At 53.5% G+C, this 18,389-nt stretch carries 16 protein-coding genes; 15 read left to right on the top strand and 1 reads right to left on the bottom strand.

The genetic code is table 11. The features are described from left to right. Window positions 1-4 precede the first annotated feature (4 nt). From H1B31_RS09340 to queA, 10 genes are all read left to right on the top strand, one after another. Window positions 5-2,362, top strand: coding sequence for an endonuclease MutS2 (locus tag H1B31_RS09340; RefSeq protein WP_185980117.1), 2,358 nt, complete (start codon window positions 5-7; stop codon window positions 2,360-2,362). A 126-nt stretch (window positions 2,363-2,488) separates the two neighbouring features. Further along, a complete protein-coding gene (locus tag H1B31_RS09335) occupies window positions 2,489-4,579 on the top strand; it encodes a transglycosylase domain-containing protein (protein ID WP_185980116.1) in 2,091 nt (696 codons plus the stop codon). Between the two features lie 25 nt (window positions 4,580-4,604). Continuing rightward, window positions 4,605-5,810 carry a tyrosine--tRNA ligase gene (tyrS, locus tag H1B31_RS09330; protein ID WP_404828660.1) on the top strand — a complete coding sequence of 402 codons (1,206 nt, stop codon included), beginning with the start codon at window positions 4,605-4,607 and terminating at the stop codon, window positions 5,808-5,810. Between the two features lie 39 nt (window positions 5,811-5,849). Further along, window positions 5,850-6,578, top strand: coding sequence for a YebC/PmpR family DNA-binding transcriptional regulator (locus H1B31_RS09325; RefSeq protein ID WP_009656683.1), 729 nt, complete (start codon window positions 5,850-5,852; stop codon window positions 6,576-6,578). Between the two features lie 228 nt (window positions 6,579-6,806). Next, window positions 6,807-7,301 (top strand): crossover junction endodeoxyribonuclease RuvC, encoded by a 495-nt coding sequence (gene ruvC, locus H1B31_RS09320; RefSeq protein ID WP_009440121.1) that lies wholly within the window; start codon window positions 6,807-6,809, stop codon window positions 7,299-7,301. A gap of 18 nt (window positions 7,302-7,319) precedes the next feature. Further along, window positions 7,320-7,922 carry a Holliday junction branch migration protein RuvA gene (gene ruvA / locus H1B31_RS09315; RefSeq protein WP_185980115.1) on the top strand — a complete coding sequence of 201 codons (603 nt, stop codon included), beginning with the start codon at window positions 7,320-7,322 and terminating at the stop codon, window positions 7,920-7,922. 15 nt (window positions 7,923-7,937) lie between these two features. Then, window positions 7,938-8,975, top strand: coding sequence for a Holliday junction branch migration DNA helicase RuvB (gene ruvB, locus H1B31_RS09310; protein ID WP_185980114.1), 1,038 nt, complete (start codon window positions 7,938-7,940; stop codon window positions 8,973-8,975). Between the two features lies 1 nt (window position 8,976). Beyond that, window positions 8,977-9,573 (top strand): epoxyqueuosine reductase QueH, encoded by a 597-nt coding sequence (locus tag H1B31_RS09305; RefSeq protein ID WP_009440124.1) that lies wholly within the window; start codon window positions 8,977-8,979, stop codon window positions 9,571-9,573. Between the two features lie 21 nt (window positions 9,574-9,594). Continuing rightward, window positions 9,595-10,743, top strand: a complete 1,149-nt coding sequence (locus tag H1B31_RS09300; protein WP_185980113.1) for a SpoIID/LytB domain-containing protein — start codon at window positions 9,595-9,597, stop codon at window positions 10,741-10,743. Window positions 10,744-10,760: 17 nt separating this feature from the next. Further along, window positions 10,761-11,789, top strand: coding sequence for a tRNA preQ1(34) S-adenosylmethionine ribosyltransferase-isomerase QueA (gene queA / locus H1B31_RS09295; protein WP_185980112.1), 1,029 nt, complete (start codon window positions 10,761-10,763; stop codon window positions 11,787-11,789). 34 nt (window positions 11,790-11,823) lie between these two features. Here queA and H1B31_RS09290 read toward each other — a convergent pair whose 3' ends face one another. Next, window positions 11,824-13,443, bottom strand: a complete 1,620-nt coding sequence (locus tag H1B31_RS09290; RefSeq protein ID WP_185980111.1) for a GDSL-type esterase/lipase family protein — start codon at window positions 13,441-13,443, stop codon at window positions 11,824-11,826. A gap of 45 nt (window positions 13,444-13,488) precedes the next feature. On the opposite strand from H1B31_RS09290, the gene cobO reads away from it, so the two are divergent. The 5 genes from cobO (at window position 13,489) to H1B31_RS09265 (ending at window position 18,380) form a co-directional block, all read left to right on the top strand. Continuing rightward, window positions 13,489-14,025: a cob(I)yrinic acid a,c-diamide adenosyltransferase gene (gene cobO, locus H1B31_RS09285; RefSeq protein ID WP_185980110.1), complete on the top strand. Its 537-nt coding sequence runs from the start codon at window positions 13,489-13,491 to the stop codon at window positions 14,023-14,025. A 191-nt stretch (window positions 14,026-14,216) separates the two neighbouring features. After that, on the top strand, window positions 14,217-15,869 hold the full coding sequence (gene ilvD, locus H1B31_RS09280; RefSeq protein ID WP_185980109.1) for a dihydroxy-acid dehydratase: 1,653 nt from the start codon (window positions 14,217-14,219) through the stop codon (window positions 15,867-15,869). Window positions 15,870-15,974: 105 nt separating this feature from the next. Further along, complete coding sequence (locus H1B31_RS09275) at window positions 15,975-16,466, top strand: tRNA (cytidine(34)-2'-O)-methyltransferase (protein WP_185980108.1); 492 nt, start codon at window positions 15,975-15,977, stop codon at window positions 16,464-16,466. Beyond that, entirely contained in the window at window positions 16,466-17,377 is a 912-nt protein-coding gene (murB, locus tag H1B31_RS09270; RefSeq protein ID WP_185980107.1) for a UDP-N-acetylmuramate dehydrogenase, read from the top strand. The genes H1B31_RS09275 and murB overlap by 1 nt, the downstream gene beginning before the upstream one ends. A gap of 43 nt (window positions 17,378-17,420) precedes the next feature. Next, complete coding sequence (locus H1B31_RS09265) at window positions 17,421-18,380, top strand: bifunctional riboflavin kinase/FAD synthetase (RefSeq protein ID WP_185980106.1); 960 nt, start codon at window positions 17,421-17,423, stop codon at window positions 18,378-18,380. Window positions 18,381-18,389: the final 9 nt, after the last annotated feature.

Here is an 18,389-nt window from a genome sequence, read left to right as displayed (position 1 = left end):
ATCTATGGACACTGAGTCATTCAAGGTCTTGGAGTACGAGAAAATCACAAATTGGCTGGCATCATTTGCCGCCTCCGTACGCGGTAAGGAGCGCTGCCGCAGTGTCATACCGTCCGGCAACTACGATGAGGTCGTGCGACTCCATGCGGAAACGGCGGAGGCGGTACAGATTCAACAGATGCAGTCGCCGCCCTTCGGAGGGATCTACGATCTGCGTGCAATCTTGAAAAAGGCGACAATGAGCTCCGTTCTCGAGCTCGATGAACTTCGTTCCATTATGAGTACAATGGGCGGCATGCGGAATGTGAAATATTTTTTTCGCGATCTCGTGCAGGATGTTTCGCTCCTCAAGGATATGGCAAGACCGATTGAAATCCTTGGCACATTGGAGCGTCATCTCAAGGATACGATTGATGAGCACGGGAATTTTCGCGATGATGCCAGCCCTGAGCTGCGCAGGATCACGCGCGAACTCCATACGGCGCAGGCACGTGTAAAGGATCGGCTGTCCGCCATCCTGCACGATGCGGCGAATCAGAAATATTTTCAGGAAGCGATTGTCACCGTGCGCGATGAGCGCTACGTTATTCCCGTCAAACAGGAATACCGCAATTATTTCCCTGGTGTGATTCACGATCAATCGTCAAGCGGTGCAACGCTTTTCGTGGAGCCGTTGGCGACGGTAGAGCTGAATAATACCGTGCGGCAGATGGGGCTTGCACGAGAGCAGGAGATTCAGCGCATCTTGCAGAAGCTCTCGGGGGAGATTGCACAGTCCGCCGCGATTCTCGCGGAAAATTGTGAGATTCTCGCGGAGATTGACCTTATCTTTGCCCGTGCGGGTCTTGCGCGCGAGATGGAGGCATATCCGCCGACGCTGAATCGGGACGGTGTTGTCCGATTAAAGCGGGCGCGGCATCCGCTGCTTTCAAAGGATAAGGTCGTACCAATTGATATCGAGCTCGGCAAGAACTTTTCCATACTCCTCATTACGGGACCAAATACGGGCGGCAAAACCGTGAGCATGAAGACGCTCGGACTCTTGGCACTTCTGGCGCAGTCTGGCTGCTTCCTGCCGACGGCGCCGGATTCGGAACTTCCCGTCTATCCCAATATCTATGCGGATATCGGAGACGAGCAGAGCATTGAACAGAGCCTTTCCACCTTCTCGGCGCATACGAGGAACATCGTCCGCATCATCGACAAGGCGCAGCAGGGCGACCTGATCCTGCTGGATGAGGTCGGGGCGGGCACCGATCCCGATGAGGGTGCTGCTCTTGCGCGCAGCATTATCGAGCACTTCTTGCAGCGTGATATTGCAGTTCTTGCAACGACGCATTATGCGGCGCTGAAGACCTACGCCTACACACAAACGGGCGTGGAGAATGCCTCGGTGGAATTCGACTTAAAGACGCTGCGTCCGACCTATCGCCTCCTGATCGGAATTCCGGGAGCGAGCAATGCCTTTTCGATCAGTCGGCAGCTCGGTTTGCCGCAGGAGATTGTTGCGCGTGCAGAAATCTATGTCAATGAGGAGCATACGCATTTCGAACGCGTTGTCAATGAACTCGAACAGGAAAAGAAGGACTATGAGGCAAGGAATCGTGTACTGTATGACAAAGAGCGTGAAATAACAGCTGTCGAGGCACGCCTGCGCAGCGAACGTGAAACACTTGCCGCTTCTCGGCAGGAGCTCCTGCACAAGGCGCGCGAGGAGGCAAATAACATCGTGCGCGAGGCACGGCGCAGCGCAGAGGAAACGATCAAGTCACTCAAGGATCAGTTCGATGATCACGGTGTCAAGGAGCGCCGCAAGGCGATTCAGGAAGCCCGAAACAGACTGGATGAGGCGTACGTTCCGGCACATACAGTGCGCAGTACTCCGGTCGGCAAACCCGTGCGCCCCGATGACATTCAGACCGGCGATATTGTCTATATTGACAGCCTCGCACAGGAGGGGACGGTGCTCTCCGTTCAGGGGCACGAGCTTGCTGTTCAAGTGGGCGGACTGCGCACGATTGTCAAGATGAGCGCATGCAGATTTGTCAAACGGAAAGCACCAAAGCCGCGTGTGGAGAAGGTGCGCATTGCGGCATCGATTTCCAGAAAAGCGGCGGAGATCCGACCGCAGATCGATGTGCGCGGCATGACCGTGTCCGAAGCGGAATCCGTGCTTGGAAAATTTATCGATGACGCTGTTTTCACGGGGCTCTCCAAGATCCTTTTGATTCACGGGAAGGGTACGGGTGCCCTGCGGCAAGGGCTGCAGGAGTATCTGAAACATCATCGCTCCGTACTGTCATTTGCGTTTGCGGATATTTCCGAAGGTGGCACCGGAGCGACTGTTGTGGAACTGAAATAGGCGATTCTGACAGCATGCGGCTCCATTTTTGACAAAATATCCTTACAAAATTTGCAGTTTGTGTTAAAATAAGGAGAATTGGACACAGTATGCGCAGTGGAGAGACATCCAGACAGGAAGGTATCTATGCAGAAAAGCGAAAAAAAAGCAACAAAGAAGTCAAATAACGGCTCCGTTCTTGGAAAAGCAATTCTCGTCATGGGTCTGATCCTGTTTGTCATGATCATCGGCGTCGGCTGCGGATTCCTCACGGCAAGTCTGAATACCAGACCAAATCTCGCGGAGGATATTGTGCCGCCGGCATCGTCTCAGATCTACGACATCCATGGCAATGAAATCGCCAATATCCATGCGGCTGAGAACCGCAGACCGGTCGGGATCAATGAGATTCCGAAGGATCTTCAGAATGCGTTTATTGCCGTTGAGGATAATCGGTTCTACGAGCACATCGGCATCGATCCCCGCGGCATTGTCCGCGCCGTTTGGGCAAATATTCGTGGCCGCACGGTCACGGAGGGCGGCTCTACGATCACGCAGCAGCTTGCCAAGAATGCCTATCTAACTCAGGATCGGACGCTGAAACGAAAGATTCAGGAAGTGTTTCTTGCACTCCAGCTCGAACGTCAGTATACCAAGCAGGAAATCCTCGAGCTCTATATGAACCAGATCTATTTCGGTCAGGGAGCGTATGGCGTTCAGGCTGCGGCACGCACGTATTTCGGCAAGGACGTCAAGGATCTGACGCTGAATGAATGCGCCATGCTGGCGGGCATTCCCAAGAGTCCGAACTACTATTCTCCGATCAACAACATCGAAGCCGCAACCGAGCGCAAAGCTGTGGTTCTCGATCAGATGGTCAAGTATGGCTATATCACGGAGAGCGAAGCAAACACTGCAAAGAAGGAATCGCTCTCCATCGCAAAGAGCAATAACGACGGCGGAAACGGCCCCTCATATTTTGTCGACTATGTGCTGCAGCAGCTTGCGGAGAAATATGGCGATGATGCCATCTATAAGGATGGCCTCAAGATCTATACCACCATCGATATGGATCTCCAAGCCGCTGCGGAAAGCGCCATGCAGAATCTTCCTACGTACTTTACGGACGCAAATGGCATCGTTCAGCCGCAGGGGGCTTTGGTCGCCATCGATCCGCATACGGGATATATCCGCGCAATGGTCGGCGGACGCGGCACGGATCAGTTCAATCGTGCGACGCAAGCAGTGCGTCAGCCCGGTTCTGCGTTCAAGCCTTTTGTCTTTGCTGCGGCACTCGAGAATAAGTATACGCCGGATTCCATCATTGACGACAAGCCGCTGAAGATTGGTGGATGGGAACCGCAGAACTACAGCCGCAACTTCTCGGGCAAGGTGCGGCTGCGCGATGTCGTGCGTTGGTCGCTGAATGTCCCGACGGTGCGCATCGCACAGGACATCGGCATCGATAAGGCAATCTACTATGCACAGGAGATGGGCATATCGACGTTTGTGCTCGACGGCGCGACGAATGACCGCAATCTTGCCATCGCACTGGGGGGTATGACGCGCGGTGTCACACCGCTGGAGCTCACGAGCGCATATGGTACGTTTGCGAATCGCGGCATTCATGTCCAGCCGGTTGCCATCCTCCGCGTCGTCTCGCGCACGGGCAAGGTGCTCGAGGAGGCGGAGCGGAAGGAAAAAAGTGTCATCTCTGCAGCGAATGCCGCCACAATGACGGCGATGATGGAAGATGTCATCCGACGCGGTACGGGAACGCGCGCCAACATCGGGAGACCTGCGGCGGGCAAGACAGGAACGACGAGCGATTATCATGACGCATGGTTCGTCGGCTATACGCCGGATCTCGTGGCAGGTGTCTGGATCGGCAATGACAGCGTAGGAGATTTGCACGGCATGGCAGGCGGAACCACACCCGCCGTTATATGGCAGGCCTTCATGCTGAAAGCCCATGCGGGACTTCCCGTAAGAAATTTCGAGGGTTCCCCCGCATTTTCCGCCTCGTCTGATTCGGATGTTTCGATTGAAGACCCGGAAAAAGATAAAGACGCGAAGAAGAAAACGGATGATAAGGGGAAGGATGCAGGGAAGTCGACGTCTTCAAACTCAAATAAGAGCGGAGCGGATCGCTCCACATCTGCACCATCGCGCATATCATCTCCTGCGTCCGCAGAAGCGCCAGAACCTGGGATGGGCGTAGAAAAAGGGCAGAACTGAGGAAGCCTAAGAAAGAGGTAGTATATTGAACGCCATTGACATACTGAAGGAACGCGGATTTCTTGCACAATGCACCGATGAGGATGGGCTGCGCGAGCTGCTCAGTCAGGAACAAATTTCCTTTTATACGGGATTCGATCCGACGGCAGACAGCCTCCATGCTGGTCATTTGATCGCGCTCATGGCGATGTCTCACATGCAGCGTGCGGGACACCGTCCGATCTGTCTCGTGGGAGGCGGCACCGGAACCGTTGGTGATCCCTCGGGGCGCACGGACATGCGCAAGGTGATGACGGACGAGACCATCCGCCATAATTGCGACTGTTTCCGTAAGCAGATCTCGCGCTTCATTGACTTCTCGAATGATCGAGCAATCATGGTGGATAACGGGGACTGGCTGCGCAAGCTCAACTACATCGAGCTGCTGCGTGATGTCGGTGCACATTTTACCGTCAACCGCATGCTTGCTGCCGAGAGTTATAAGCAGCGCTGGGAGAAGGGGCTGACCTTCCTCGAGTTCAACTATATGATCATGCAGGCGTATGACTTCCTCGAGCTCAACAAACGCTATGGCTGCAAGCTGGAAATGGGCGGAGACGATCAGTGGTCGAATATCATCGCTGGGGTGGAGCTCTGCCGCCGCAAGAAAAATCTCACGGTATTCGGGCTCACGAACAAGCTGCTCACGAAGAGCGACGGTACGAAGATGGGCAAGACGGCAGGCGGCGCGCTTTGGCTCGACGCAGAAAAGACCTCGCCCTATGACTTCTACCAGTACTGGCGCAATATCGATGATGCCGATGTAGAGATCTGTCTCTCCCTGCTCACCTATCTCCCAATGGAGGAAGTGCGCCGTCTTGCGGCTGCCGAGGGGCGGGAGATCAACCGCTCCAAGGAAATCCTTGCCTATGAGGCGACCAAGATCGTTCATGGCGAAGAGGAGGCGCGGAAGGCGCAGGAGACCGCGAAGACCCTCTTTGGCGGCGGCATGACGGCTGAGCTCCCGCAGATTCATGTGGAGATCGGCGAAAAACTCGTGGATGCGCTCACGTGCGGCGGCGTATTCCCCTCGAAGGCTGAGGCACGCCGTATGATTCAGCAGGGCGGGCTTACGCTGAATGATGTCCGTGTTGCGGACGAACACTACGTATTGCAGGAGTCGGATTTCACCGACGGCACCGTACTTGTCAAAAAGGGAAAGAAAAAGCACTATCAGCTTGTATATAGATGACCTCCTCCATGCGGAGCAGGTCTGGAAGGAGATCGAACGATGTCAGGACATTCAAAATGGGCAAATATAAAGCGTAAGAAGGGCGCAAATGACGCCATTCGCGGAAAGATCACAACGAAGATTGGACGTGAGATCACGATTGCCGTCCGCATGGGCGGTGGTGATCCGACGGGCAATATGCGCCTGAAACTGGCGCTTTCCAAGGCCAAGGCGAACAATATCCCGAAGGACAATATCAATCGCGCGATCCAGAAGGGACTTGGTGCGACAGAGGGCAGCAATTACGAGGAGGTTCTCTACGAGGGCTACGGCCCGGGCGGTACTGCGGTCATGCTCGACATCCTGACGGACAACCGCAACCGTACGGCGGCGGATGTGCGCCACCTCTTTTCCAAGTATGGCGGCAACCTCGGTCAGGATGGCTGCGTTGCATGGATGTTCAAGAAGAAGGCGGTCTTTATCGTAGAGCGTGAGGCGTTCGATGATGAGGATGCCCTCCTTGAGATCGTATTGGAGGCCGGCGCAGAGGATATGCGCGCGGAGGATGATGTCTTTGAGATCATTGCCGAGCCGGAGGCATTCGAGGCAATTGAAACAGTGCTTGGAGAAAAGGGCATTGAGACGGCATCTGCCGAGGTGACGATGGTGCCGGACACGACAGTGCATCTCGCTGACAAGGATGCCGAAAAGATGCAGACATTGATCGACGCGCTCGAGGACAATGATGATGTCCAGAATGTCTACAGCAACTACGAAATGGATGAATAAGCGGAGGATTCCTTAAAAGAGTGCAGACGCTTTGTGTCTGCACTCTTTTTAAAGGAAGCACTGATAAATTCAGCACCATCACCTTGGCGCATCTTTTTCGCCCTCTCATCGTCGACAAATCCTCCACATAGCCTCTGCTATGCGTCCGGTTTGTCTCCTTGATAGGACAAAAAATCTATACCAATCTGATGGACTTCATTTTATCAGCGATTCCATGAGAATGAGAAGATGTTAGTACTCGGTATCGATCCTGGAACTGCCATTTGCGGCTATGGTTTTGTGGAGCAGGAAGGTTCGCGTCTGCGTGCCCGTTCCTATGGCGCCATTACAACACCATCCAAGATGGCGGTGGAAAAACGCCTGCTGAAAATATATACAGAACTGGAAGCGCTCATTCAAAAGTATTCCCCCGATGCAATGGGGGTAGAGCAGCTTTTTTTCAACCGGAATGTCACGACGGCGATTCCAGTCGGGCAGGCGCGCGGCATCGTCCTTCTCGCGGCGGCGCAGAACAATATTCCGATTGTGGAGCGGACGCCGCTGCAGGTCAAGCAGTCTGTGACGGGCTATGGAAAGGCGACGAAGGAACAGGTCATATACATGGTGACGAAGCTGCTGAACCTTCCCGCGCCGCCCCATCCGGACGATACGGCGGACGCACTTGCCGTCGCCATCAGTGCCGCGCACTGTGTAGACAGCATTGCATGGCGCAATCGCATCTAGATTGAGGAGCAGGGAGCAATGATTGGATTTTTGCGCGGCAAGGTGACGCATGTATTTTCGGATTACTGTTTTTTGGATGTCCGCGATGTCGGCTATCGCGTGTTCATATCGCACGCAACACGCACGCATCTCTCCGTCGGTGAGGAGGTCATGCTCTATGTGCACACTCATGTACGAGAGGATGCGCTTCTTCTTTATGGATTCTTTTCGCAGGAGGAGTATGACCTCTTTCAGCATCTGATTGGTATTTCCGGAATCGGGCCAAAGGTGGCGCAGGGGATTCTCTCGGCAACGACGGCAAACGACTTTTACCGTATGATCCATCAGAAGGATGTCAAGGCGATCACGAAGCTCCCAGGCATCGGGAAAAAGACCGCCGAACGGATCATCTTGGAGCTCAAGGACAAGCTCGCATCCACGTCCTTTGATGCGGCTACCGATACGAATGATATAACGGAGATCGGCGACGGCATGGGGGACATGGCCGCAGAGGCAACGGAGGCGCTCCTCAGCCTCGGCTTCCAGCAGAGCGAGATTCAGTCGGTATTTAAGAAAAAGAGCGATGGAGAGAGTACGGAGGAACTGATTCGCTATGCATTGGCAGAGCTGCAGCGTTTTTGAGAAAGGAGGAGTTCGATGAGCGATATGTATGAGGATGAGGAAATCAGCTCCTTCGAAGAACAGTCAACGGACGGCTGGCAGTATAGCCTCCGCCCGCGGCGTCTGAACGAATACATCGGACAGGACAAGGTCAAGTCGAATTTGTCCAAATTCATACAGGCGGCGCTCTCGCGCAACGAATCGCTGGATCATGTGCTCCTCTATGGTCCGCCCGGACTTGGCAAAACTACACTTGCCGCCATCATAGCGAATGAGATGGGGGCGAATTTCCGTCAAACCTCGGCTCCTGCCATTGAACGTCAGGGGGATCTTGCGTCTCTGCTTACCAATTTGCAGGAGCACGATGTTCTCTTTATCGACGAGATTCATCGGCTTTCCCATCATGTTGAGGAGATTCTCTACTCTGCGATGGAGGATCACGCCATTGACATCATCATCGGCAAGGGACCGAGTGCGCGCTCTTTGCGTCTGGATCTTGCGCCGTTTACCCTCGTCGGTGCAACGACGAAGACGGGGGCTCTTTCGGCACCGCTGCGTGATCGCTTCGGCATTCAGTCGCGCTTGGAATACTATACGCCGGAGGCATTGCTGCTCATCATCGAGCGCACGGCGGAGATACTTTCCGTCTGCATTGAGCGCGAGGGGGCACTCGAGATTGCGCGCCGCTCACGTGGAACGCCGCGCGTTGCGAACCGCATTCTGAAGCGTGTCCGCGATATCGCACAGGTGGCGGGAGAGAGTGTCATATCGAAGGCAGGGACCATCGAGGCGCTCGCAGCGCTCGAGGTCGATGCAAGAGGTCTCGAGAACAAGGATCGCTATATGCTAGAGGTCATGATCCGAAAGTTTTCCGGCGGCCCTGTCGGGCTAAAGACGCTGGCAGCGGCGCTCAGCGAGATGGCGGAGACCATAGAGGATGTCTATGAGCCCTATCTGATTCAGCTGGGGTTTATCGCACGTACAGCACGCGGCCGCATTGTCACGCGCGGCGGATACGAGCATATGGGTATTCCATTTCCACAAAACGACGACAGACAAGGAGAACTGCTCTGAGATGAATCTGCTCATGCACATGTGCTGCGGACCATGTTCCTGCTATCCTCTAAAAAAATTGCGCTCTGATGGAATCGAGCCCACAGGATACTTCTTCAATCCCAATATCCACCCCTATCAGGAGTGGGAGGAACGCCTGCAAAATGCACGGAAATTTGCCGAGCTCTCGCAGATGGCCTTTATCGCAGACGAGGAATATGCAATGCGTGAGTTCCTGAAACGGGCGCTGCCGGCGGAGGGGACGCGCAAAGGCCGCTGCCGTATGTGCTATACATGGCGGTTGGAGGAAACGGCACGCTATGCTGCAGCACACGGCTTTGATACGTTCACATCTACGCTCTTTTACAGCATTTATCAGCAGCATGATCTCATGCGCTCCGTTGCGGAACAATTTGCGAAGCGATACGGTGTTGCATTTTACTACGAGGACTTTCGTGTCGGCTGGCAGGAGGGAATCGATATCAGCAAGGAGATGGGACTCTATCGCCAATCTTACTGCGGCTGCGTATTCAGCGAAGAGGAGCGGTACAGTCGGGCGCTGCGCAAGCTGCAGCGCAAGGAAAACAAAGAGAAGAAACGTCTGCGGTTAATGGCATAACGGTCAGAAGGGGAGTTTGCTATGAATCGGTATCTTTTCCTATGTGTTTCCGTGCTCTTTGCTGCAATTACAGTTCTTCCTATGACGGCTGCAGCGTCATGGCAGCCTGAAATCACGATCGGGCTCAGTCAGGGTGTATCGGAAATACGTCTCTCGGCAACGAACGGAGCTCTATACGTCTATGACGATCCGGAGAAAGAGCCGATGATGAAAATTCCGCAGGGACAAGAGCTTTCTGTTCGTATGATGCGGGATCGTTTTTTAGCAAACGAAAAGGAGCTCAAGGCCGAGCGTTTGGTGATTCAGCCCGAATCCACGGGTTTTGTTAAGGTGAACGGGATGCCCTACCGCGGATTTATCACCCTTTTGAAGAAGCAGGGGATGATCGTCGTCAACAATGTGCCTGTGGAGGACTATCTCTATGGCGTCGTTCCGAAGGAGATGCCTCCAAGCTGGTCTGCCGAAGCGTTGCGTGCTCAGAGTGTCGCAGCGCGTACCTTTGCCCTGAAGAATCGCAAGCGTCACAGCGCGGAGGGCTTTGATCTCTGCAGCACTGCACATTGTCAGGTCTATGAGGGCATGTCCGCTGAAATGCAGTCTACAACAGAAGCCGTCAACAGCACGCGCGGCGAGGTTCTCTTCTATAAGGGGGCAATCATCGACGCTCTCTTCCATACGGATTCAGGAGGGATGACAGAGTTCAGCGAGCATGTATGGGGCAGCTCTGTGCCCTATCTGCGCGCCGTGAAGGAACTCCGCACGCAGACACAGCCGTGGAGCCGTACGGTCTCCATGGCATCCTTTGTGCAGAAAATCGAGGCAGGAGGTAAAAATCTCGGTATGCTCAAGGAGATACGACTTTCTCCTTTGACCGTTGGAAAGGGGAGCACAGACCGAACACCGTCAGGACGTGTGCGTGCGGCAGAATTTGTTGGAACGAAGGGGCGTATCAGTCTCTCGGGCAATGATCTGCGCTCTATGTTCTCTCTGCCCAGTACGCTTTTTGACATACGAGCCGGTCGGACAGAAGTCGTTTTCAGCGGATACGGATCGGGGCACGGGCTCGGGCTGTCCCAATGGGGCGCCAAGGCGCTTGCAGACAGCGGGAAAGGATACAAGGACATTCTGCTCTATTACTATTCCGGCGTAACACTTGAAAAATTATACTAGGCAAGGTGCTTATTTACATGGATATTTCTGATTTTGACTACGATCTTCCGGAGGAACGCATCGCTCAGCTGCCTGTCGAGCCGCGCGACAGCTCCCGCCTGATGGTATTGGATCCATCAAATCATACGATAGAGCATCGGCGGTTTTTTCAGCTTGGAGACTTTCTGAAGCAGGGTGATGTGCTGATCTTCAATGATACGCGCGTCATTCCGGCACGTCTCATCGGAGCGCGTGATACGGGCGGAAAGGTCGAGGTCTTCCTCCTGCGTCAAATGGATAAAGATCGATGGGAGGCATTGGTCAAACCCGGGAAAAAGATGCGCATCGGTTCCGTCGTCCACTTTGGCGAAGAACTGTCCTGCGAGATTGTCGCTCATACGGATTTTGGCGGGCGTATCGTACGATTTATCTACGACGGCATCTTTGAGGAGATTCTGGATCGCTTGGGCAATATGCCGCTTCCCCCATATATTCATGAGAAACTGGAGGATCGGGAGCGATATCAGACGATCTACAGCCGTGTAAAAGGCTCGGCTGCAGCGCCGACAGCGGGGCTGCACTTTACAGAGTTACTGATGGCGGAGCTGCGCAGAAAGGGCATCCAATTTGGCTTTATCACCCTTCACGTCGGGCTTGGCACATTTCGTCCTGTTCATGTCGATACCATTGAAGACCATGTGATGCACAGTGAGTTTTATTCGGTTCCAACAGATACTGCCGAACTCATTCGTTCGGCGAAAAAAGATGGGCGACGTGTTGTTGCTGTCGGCACAACGTCCATCCGTACACTGGAAGCCGCAGCCTCATCTACGGGGACTGTCGAGGCGGGGAGCGGATGGACAAATATATTCATCTATCCGGGATATGAGTTCAAAGTGGTAGACGCTGTAATCACAAACTTTCATCTTCCGAAGTCTACTCTCATTATGCTGATCAGCGCCTTTGCGGGACGTGCGTTCACACTGGAGGCATATCGCACGGCTGTAGCAGAAAAGTATCGCTTCTTTTCCTTTGGTGATGCCATGCTTATCCAATCACGGCAATAAAAAACAACGCGATGAAAAATCGCGTTGTTTCTGCTTATGGAAGCTCACGAAACAGATCGCGGTGCTCATTGATGATTTCCGCCATCATCCGCTTTCCGTTGATATCGGGATGCAGACCATCCGTGGAGAGTAGCGGATCCAGAATACGCCATTCTTTGTCGTAGAAATATGGCTCCATGTCCACATAGAATTCCTGCGTTCTGATCCAGGTGTTTACAGCCATCATCTTCCATTTCCATGATGGATCTGTCTCGGTGTGGAAGGCAAGCGAAATGTGTTCAGGGTTGATCGGCAGGAGAGTCAGGAAAATGGGGCGAATGCCGTGGTTTAGACACTTCTTTTGCAGGTCATCCAAATCGTCAATGATGTCCTGTGCCGTGACACCATAGGCGCGCAGACTGTTCGATCCGGTCAGGATCAACAGGTTCACCGGGTGCAGCGGAAGTACATCCTGCTCAAAACGCTCCAGTGTTGTATGTGCCGTATCGCCGCTGCGTCCGAGATTGAGGCATTCGAACGGCAGATATGTTGTATAGCTGTATTCGAGGAATGCGGGCGAGCTTGATATAGCGCCCCCGCCGTGCGTGATGCTGTCCCCGAGCGCCGCTGCATAGATGCGATCATTCACAGCATCGACAGTGAATGAGGCGAGATCTGACCACGTTCCAATGGTATTGTCCTCCTCGTCCAGACCTCGTACCCGCCAGTAATATGTGCCCGCATAGGGACGCGCATATTCATCATAGACTGCATTGGCGGCCGTGATCGTCTGTGCCCATGCACGATTTGGATCCGGTTCTGTATTGTGCTCCTTTGCAGGAGGCTCTGTCAGCAGTTCGACCTCATAACGTGTTACGCCATTTAACGGAATCCATTGATATACAGGATAGATGGGCTGATGGAAGTTCATTACCTGATCGTAGGTATTCGGGATCGGACGATTTGGAACATCTGCGGATTTATCCAAATAAAGCTCCTCAGCAGGGGAGAATTCTCCGATTGGCTCAAGCTTCAGCCCGAGCGCCCGCACGCGCCAGTATATCTTTTCATAGTTCTGATAGGCGCGCAGATCAGCCTGCCAGCCGTTTGTAAAAATGCTGCGCGTACTCGTCAGGTGATTCGTCGGTGATGGCGTCGTGCCGCCATCCTGTGCCGGCGGTGCGGAGAGAAGTTCAACCTCATAGAGAACGGCATTCGGAATGCTGTGCCAGAGCAGAAAGGGCTTGAGGCTGGCAGGATGATCTTCCGTATAATGAAAGATTGGAATGGGGGCTTTTGCCATGAAATATGGCGCTGCAATTGGTGTTGACGGGGCAGTTACGGCACCAAACATTCCATAGGCTGTAATGCGATAATAGAATGGAATGGGAGCGGAGGAGACCTTGCAGGAGGGCGTAGTGCTAAACTCGGTCTTTACGTGTTCATAGATAGACTCTTCGGCAATCGCCCCAGTTGTCTTGATATAGGTATCAATGCGATAATAGCAGGGATAGGGAAGACGCTCCCATACGAGAGTGGACGTTCCGTCAGCTTCGAGGACTTCGGCTGCAATGTCCATCTGTTTCAAGTGCAGGACGTCCATTTTCTCGATGAGGAAAATACAGCCGAGGACGGCGAGAAAAATAATGCCCGTGAAAAAGAAATAATGCTTCATACATTCACCCAAATATTTTGTATTTCAGAAAGTTGAGGAATTCATATGGAAAACAAAGGTCTTATCATCGTTCACACCGGTGAAGGGAAGGGAAAGACAACTGCAGCTCTTGGCATGGCACTGCGTGCATGGGGAAATCATATGCGCGTGCTCATCCTGCAATTCATCAAAGGAAGCTGGAACTATGGCGAACTCGCCGCAATCGAAGCCCTTTCATCTGCAGATGGCTGCATCGAGATTAGGCAGGGAGGGCTTGGGTTTTCGCAGCGCGGCGACGGTGCACAGGAGGAACATCGCCGTGCTGCTGTCGAACTACTCCAAATGGCAATGGATGAGCTTCAGAGCGATGCGTGGGATATGGTCATCCTCGATGAGTTCAACTACGCATATTCCTTTGGGTTCATCCATGCGGATGATTTGGCGCAGCTTCTCTCAGCACGTCCCGCGCATACGCACCTGATCTTTACGGGGCGCAACGCCTCAGAGGAGCTCATCGATCAGGCTGATCTCGTCACGGAGATGCGGCTTGTGAAGCATCCCTTTCAAAAGGGAATCAAGGCTCAGAGAGGGATTGAATTTTAATAGGAATACAAAGAAGCAATCAGATTATAACACATTCACTCATTGTATTCCACGTGAGAACAGTGCTCTTTGATATAAGCTATTGAAAAAAAACATAGAATGCGGTAAAATCTCTGTCATGTGTTTATGTTATCTTTTATTTATGGAAGAGCATAGCTTCCATAAATGATAGTAGAATTAGGAGAGTTTTTATGAGAAGTGATGTCGTAAAAAAGGGAGCGACACGCTGTGCACATCGCTCGCTTTTTCATGCAAACGGATATGGCTCCGAGGATCTCAGAAAGCCGCTGATTGGTGTCTGCAATTCGTTCAACGAGATTATTCCGGGGCACTTTCACCTGAATACGATCGCAGAAGCTGTAAAGCTTGGTGTAGCAGCAGCTGGCGGAACGCCGATTGAATTCCCGTCCATCGGGGTCTGCGACGGCATTGCCATGGGGCACACGGGGATGAAATACTCCCTTGCGAGCCGCGAACTGATTGCGGACTCCATCGAGTCCGTCACGATGGCGTCAGGATTTGATGGGCTCGTCCTCATCCCGAACTGCGACAAGGTTGTACCGGGCATGCTCATGGCTGCCGCGCGGCTCAATATTCCCGCCATTCTCGTCAGCGGTGGCCCCATGCTTGCAGGGCGTCATCGCGGGCGTGACATCAGTGTCAGTCAGGCGTTCGAGGCGGCAGGCATGTTCGCGGCGGGAAAAATGGACGCGCGTGAAATGACTGCGATTGAGGAGCACGCCTGCCCCAGCTGCGGCTCCTGCTCCGGTCTGTTCACGGCAAATACGATGAACTCCCTGACCGAGGTGCTCGGCATGGGACTTCCCGGCAACGGTACGATTCCCGCCCCCTATACGGGGGAGCGCCGCCTGCTTGCCAAGCATGCAGGTGCGGTCATTATCGAACTCATTGAGAAAAATATCTGTCCGCGTGATATTATGACGCGCGAGGCATTCGAGAATGCGATTACCGTAGATATGGGCATTGGCGGCTCTTCCAATACCGTTCTGCATCTCACGGCGATTGCACATGAGGCGGGCATTGAGCTTCCGCCGCCGCTCTTTGATGAGATCAGCAGACGCACGCCGTACATCACGAAGCTGAGCCCTGCGGGAACGCATCATATGCAGGATCTGAACGAGGCAGGCGGCATCTCGGCGGTGATGAAGGAGCTGTCGAAGAAGGATCTGCTGCACCTGGATGCACTGACCGTTACGGGAACAGTGCGCGATCGAATTGCACACGCAGAGGTTCTGGATTCTACGGTGATCCACAGTGTTGAAAATCCCTATCGTCCGCAGGGCGGTCTTGCCATTCTGCGCGGGAATCTCGCGCCGGACTGCGCCGTTGTCAAGGCATCGGCGGTGGCGGACGACATGCTCACCTATCGCGGGACGGCGAGATGCTTTAACTCCGAGGAGGAAGGCGTCAACGCCATTATGGAGGGGAAGATCCATGATGGAGACGTTGTCGTCATCCGCTATGAAGGCCCGAAGGGCGGTCCCGGGATGCAGGAAATGCTGAATCCGACGGCGGTCATCACGGGCATGGGGCTGAAGGTCGGTCTCATCACGGACGGGCGCTTCAGCGGCGCGAGTCAGGGCGCCTGCGTCGGACACATCTCGCCTGAGGCGATGTCGGGCGGTCCGATTGCGCTCATTGAGGACGGCGACACGATTCTGATCGACATTCCGAATCGAAAGCTCGAGCTCGAGGTCAGCGATGAAGAACTGGCGCGTCGTCGTGCGAACTGGGTACAGCCGGAACCGAAGATCAATACGGGCTACCTTGCGCGCTATGCAAAGCTCACAACGTCTGCCAATACGGGCGCTGTTTTGCAATAAGAAGCCCAGCCCACGGGAGTTTCTGCTCCTGTGGGTTGTTTTTATGAACATAATTCGCTATAATGGCGTTGCATTATTTCTGGAAGAGAGTGAGGTCTCATATCCATGCACATCGTCCTTGTCGAGCCGGAAATTCCCGGCAATACGGGGAATATTGCACGCCTATGCGCTGGCACGGGGATGGAGCTTCATCTCGTACGCCCGCTCGGTTTTTCAACGGATGACAGACATTTGAAGCGTGCGGGACTGGATTACTGGCATCTTGTCAAGGTGCACTATCATGACTCGTTTGCGGATGTGCAGAGGCAGTATGAGGGGCATCCCTTCTACTTCTGTACGACGAAGTCTGCGCATATCTACTCCGATATTCGCTATACATCGGATGCTCTTCTTGTCTTTGGCAAGGAGACTGCAGGGCTGCCGGAGTCTCTGTTGGCTGCAAATGAGGAGCATACGATACGCATACCGATGCATGCAGGCGCACGTTCGCTGAATTTGTCCAATGCTGTTGCCGTTGTTGCATATGAGGCGCTGCGTCAAAATTCTTTTGCTGAATTATGTCTTGCAGGAACGGGCTGCAATGGGGGAGATCATTGATGAACAAGGAATTCGTGCGTGCCTGTTACAGAGAATTTGATGCCGCGCGGCTCTTTGCCGATGCCCCCATGCGCTTTCATACGACGTTTCGGATCGGCGGTCCTGCGGATCTGCTGTTCTACCCGAAAACTACGGAAGAAGTCCAGCGGATTATCCGCATGGCAAGGGAATATGGCGAGAAGGTCACGCTACTCGGAAACGGTTCCAATCTTTTGGTGCGTGACGGCGGGATACGAGGGCTTGTCATACAGTTCAGTTACAAGATGGCGGCTGTTGTACGTGAGGGCACGGATCTCATCATTGGCGCAGGGGCTCTTCTGCGTGATGCCGCTGCGCGTGCACAGGAGTATGGACTCTCGGGGCTTGAGTTTGCCTGCGGCATTCCGGGAAGCATTGGCGGTGCGATCTTTATGAATGCGGGGGCTTATGACGATGAGATGAAGTCTGTCGTTGTGTCCGTAAAGACGGTCACACGGGACGGGGAGCTCCATCTGTATTCTGCAGAGGATCTCGATTTTGGGTATCGGCACAGCATTTTTCATGGCTGCGATGAGGCGATCTGTGAAACGCGCCTGCATTTGCACGAAGATGACAAGGCTCTGATCCTTGCACGGATGGAAGATCTGAATCAGCGGCGCGAGAGCAAGCAGCCCTTGTCTTATCCGAGTGCGGGAAGTACGTTCAAGCGACCGCCCGGATACTTTGCGGGGACGCTGATCGATCAGACGGGATTAAAGGGTCTCACGGTCGGCGGCGCACAGGTTTCACAAAAACACGCGGGCTTTGTGATCAACATCGGCAATGCTACGGCAGACGATGTGCAGCAGCTGATCTCGATCGTTCAGAAGCGGGTCTATGCAGCGCATGGCGTACAGCTTTTTCCGGAGCTGCGCATCATCGGAGAAGCCTAAGAGGAAGTTGCCAACACATTTTTGAGGAGTATGTTTCTTCTGCATGGAAAAATACAGTCAGCTTGTTGATTTTTCATCAAAACATCCTAATATCGTCGTTGCACTTGGCATGTTTGACGGCCTTCATATCGGGCATCAGGAAATCATTCGGACTGCCGTCGCGAAAGCGCATGAAATTAATGGAACTGCGCTTGTTTTTTCGTTTGCAAATCATCCACGTTCTGTGATTGCACCCGAAGGTGCACCGCGTCGCATTGGGAGCGACGCCGTGCGCGCCCGCATACTCAATCATCTCGGTGCAGACGCCCTCGTTGAAATCCCCTTTACCTCCGATTTTGCCGAAACGTCTGCCGATGATTTCATGCAGCTGCTGCAGCGCTGTTTTGCCCCGAAGTATATTGTCGTGGGAGAAAACTATACGTTTGGACGCGGCGGGAAGGGAACAACTGCACTTTTGCGGGAGAAATCCGAAACGTATGGATTTCAGCTGATCGTATGCCCCTCCATGATGCGCGACGGCGCACCTGTGAGCAGTACGCGGATTCGCGCCTTGATTGCACAGGGAGAACTTGTGCGTGTGAGAGAGTATCTCGGCTATCCCTTTACCATCATCGGCACGGTGATTCACGGACAGGCACGAGGGCGGACACTCGGCTTTCCCACTGCGAACATTGCTCTGCGCGAGGACTATGAGCGTCTGCCGAACGGTGTCTACGCTGTGACGGTGATGCATCAGGGGCTGCTTTACTGCGGTGTTGCCAACATAGGAAACAATCCTACATTCGACGGCTGCGACCGACGCCTCGAAGTTCATCTTTTCGATTTTTCGGGAAATCTTTATGACAGCGAGATCATGGTCACATTCTATGAGAAAATACGGGATGAACTGCGATTTGCATCCGTTGATGCGCTCATCGCTCAGATTGCAGAGGATAAACGAGAAGTCGAACGAAAGTTTGAAAAAAGTTTTCATTTACAAGAAAATATTTCTATGGTAATATGATGAGCGCTA

This window comes from Selenomonas timonae, assembly GCF_014250475.1.
In the GTDB taxonomy this organism is placed as follows: Bacteria; Bacillota; Negativicutes; order Selenomonadales; family Selenomonadaceae; genus Centipeda; species Centipeda timonae.
The sequence above is the reverse complement of the archived record's forward strand: the minus strand, read 5'-3'. Positions and strand labels throughout refer to the sequence as shown.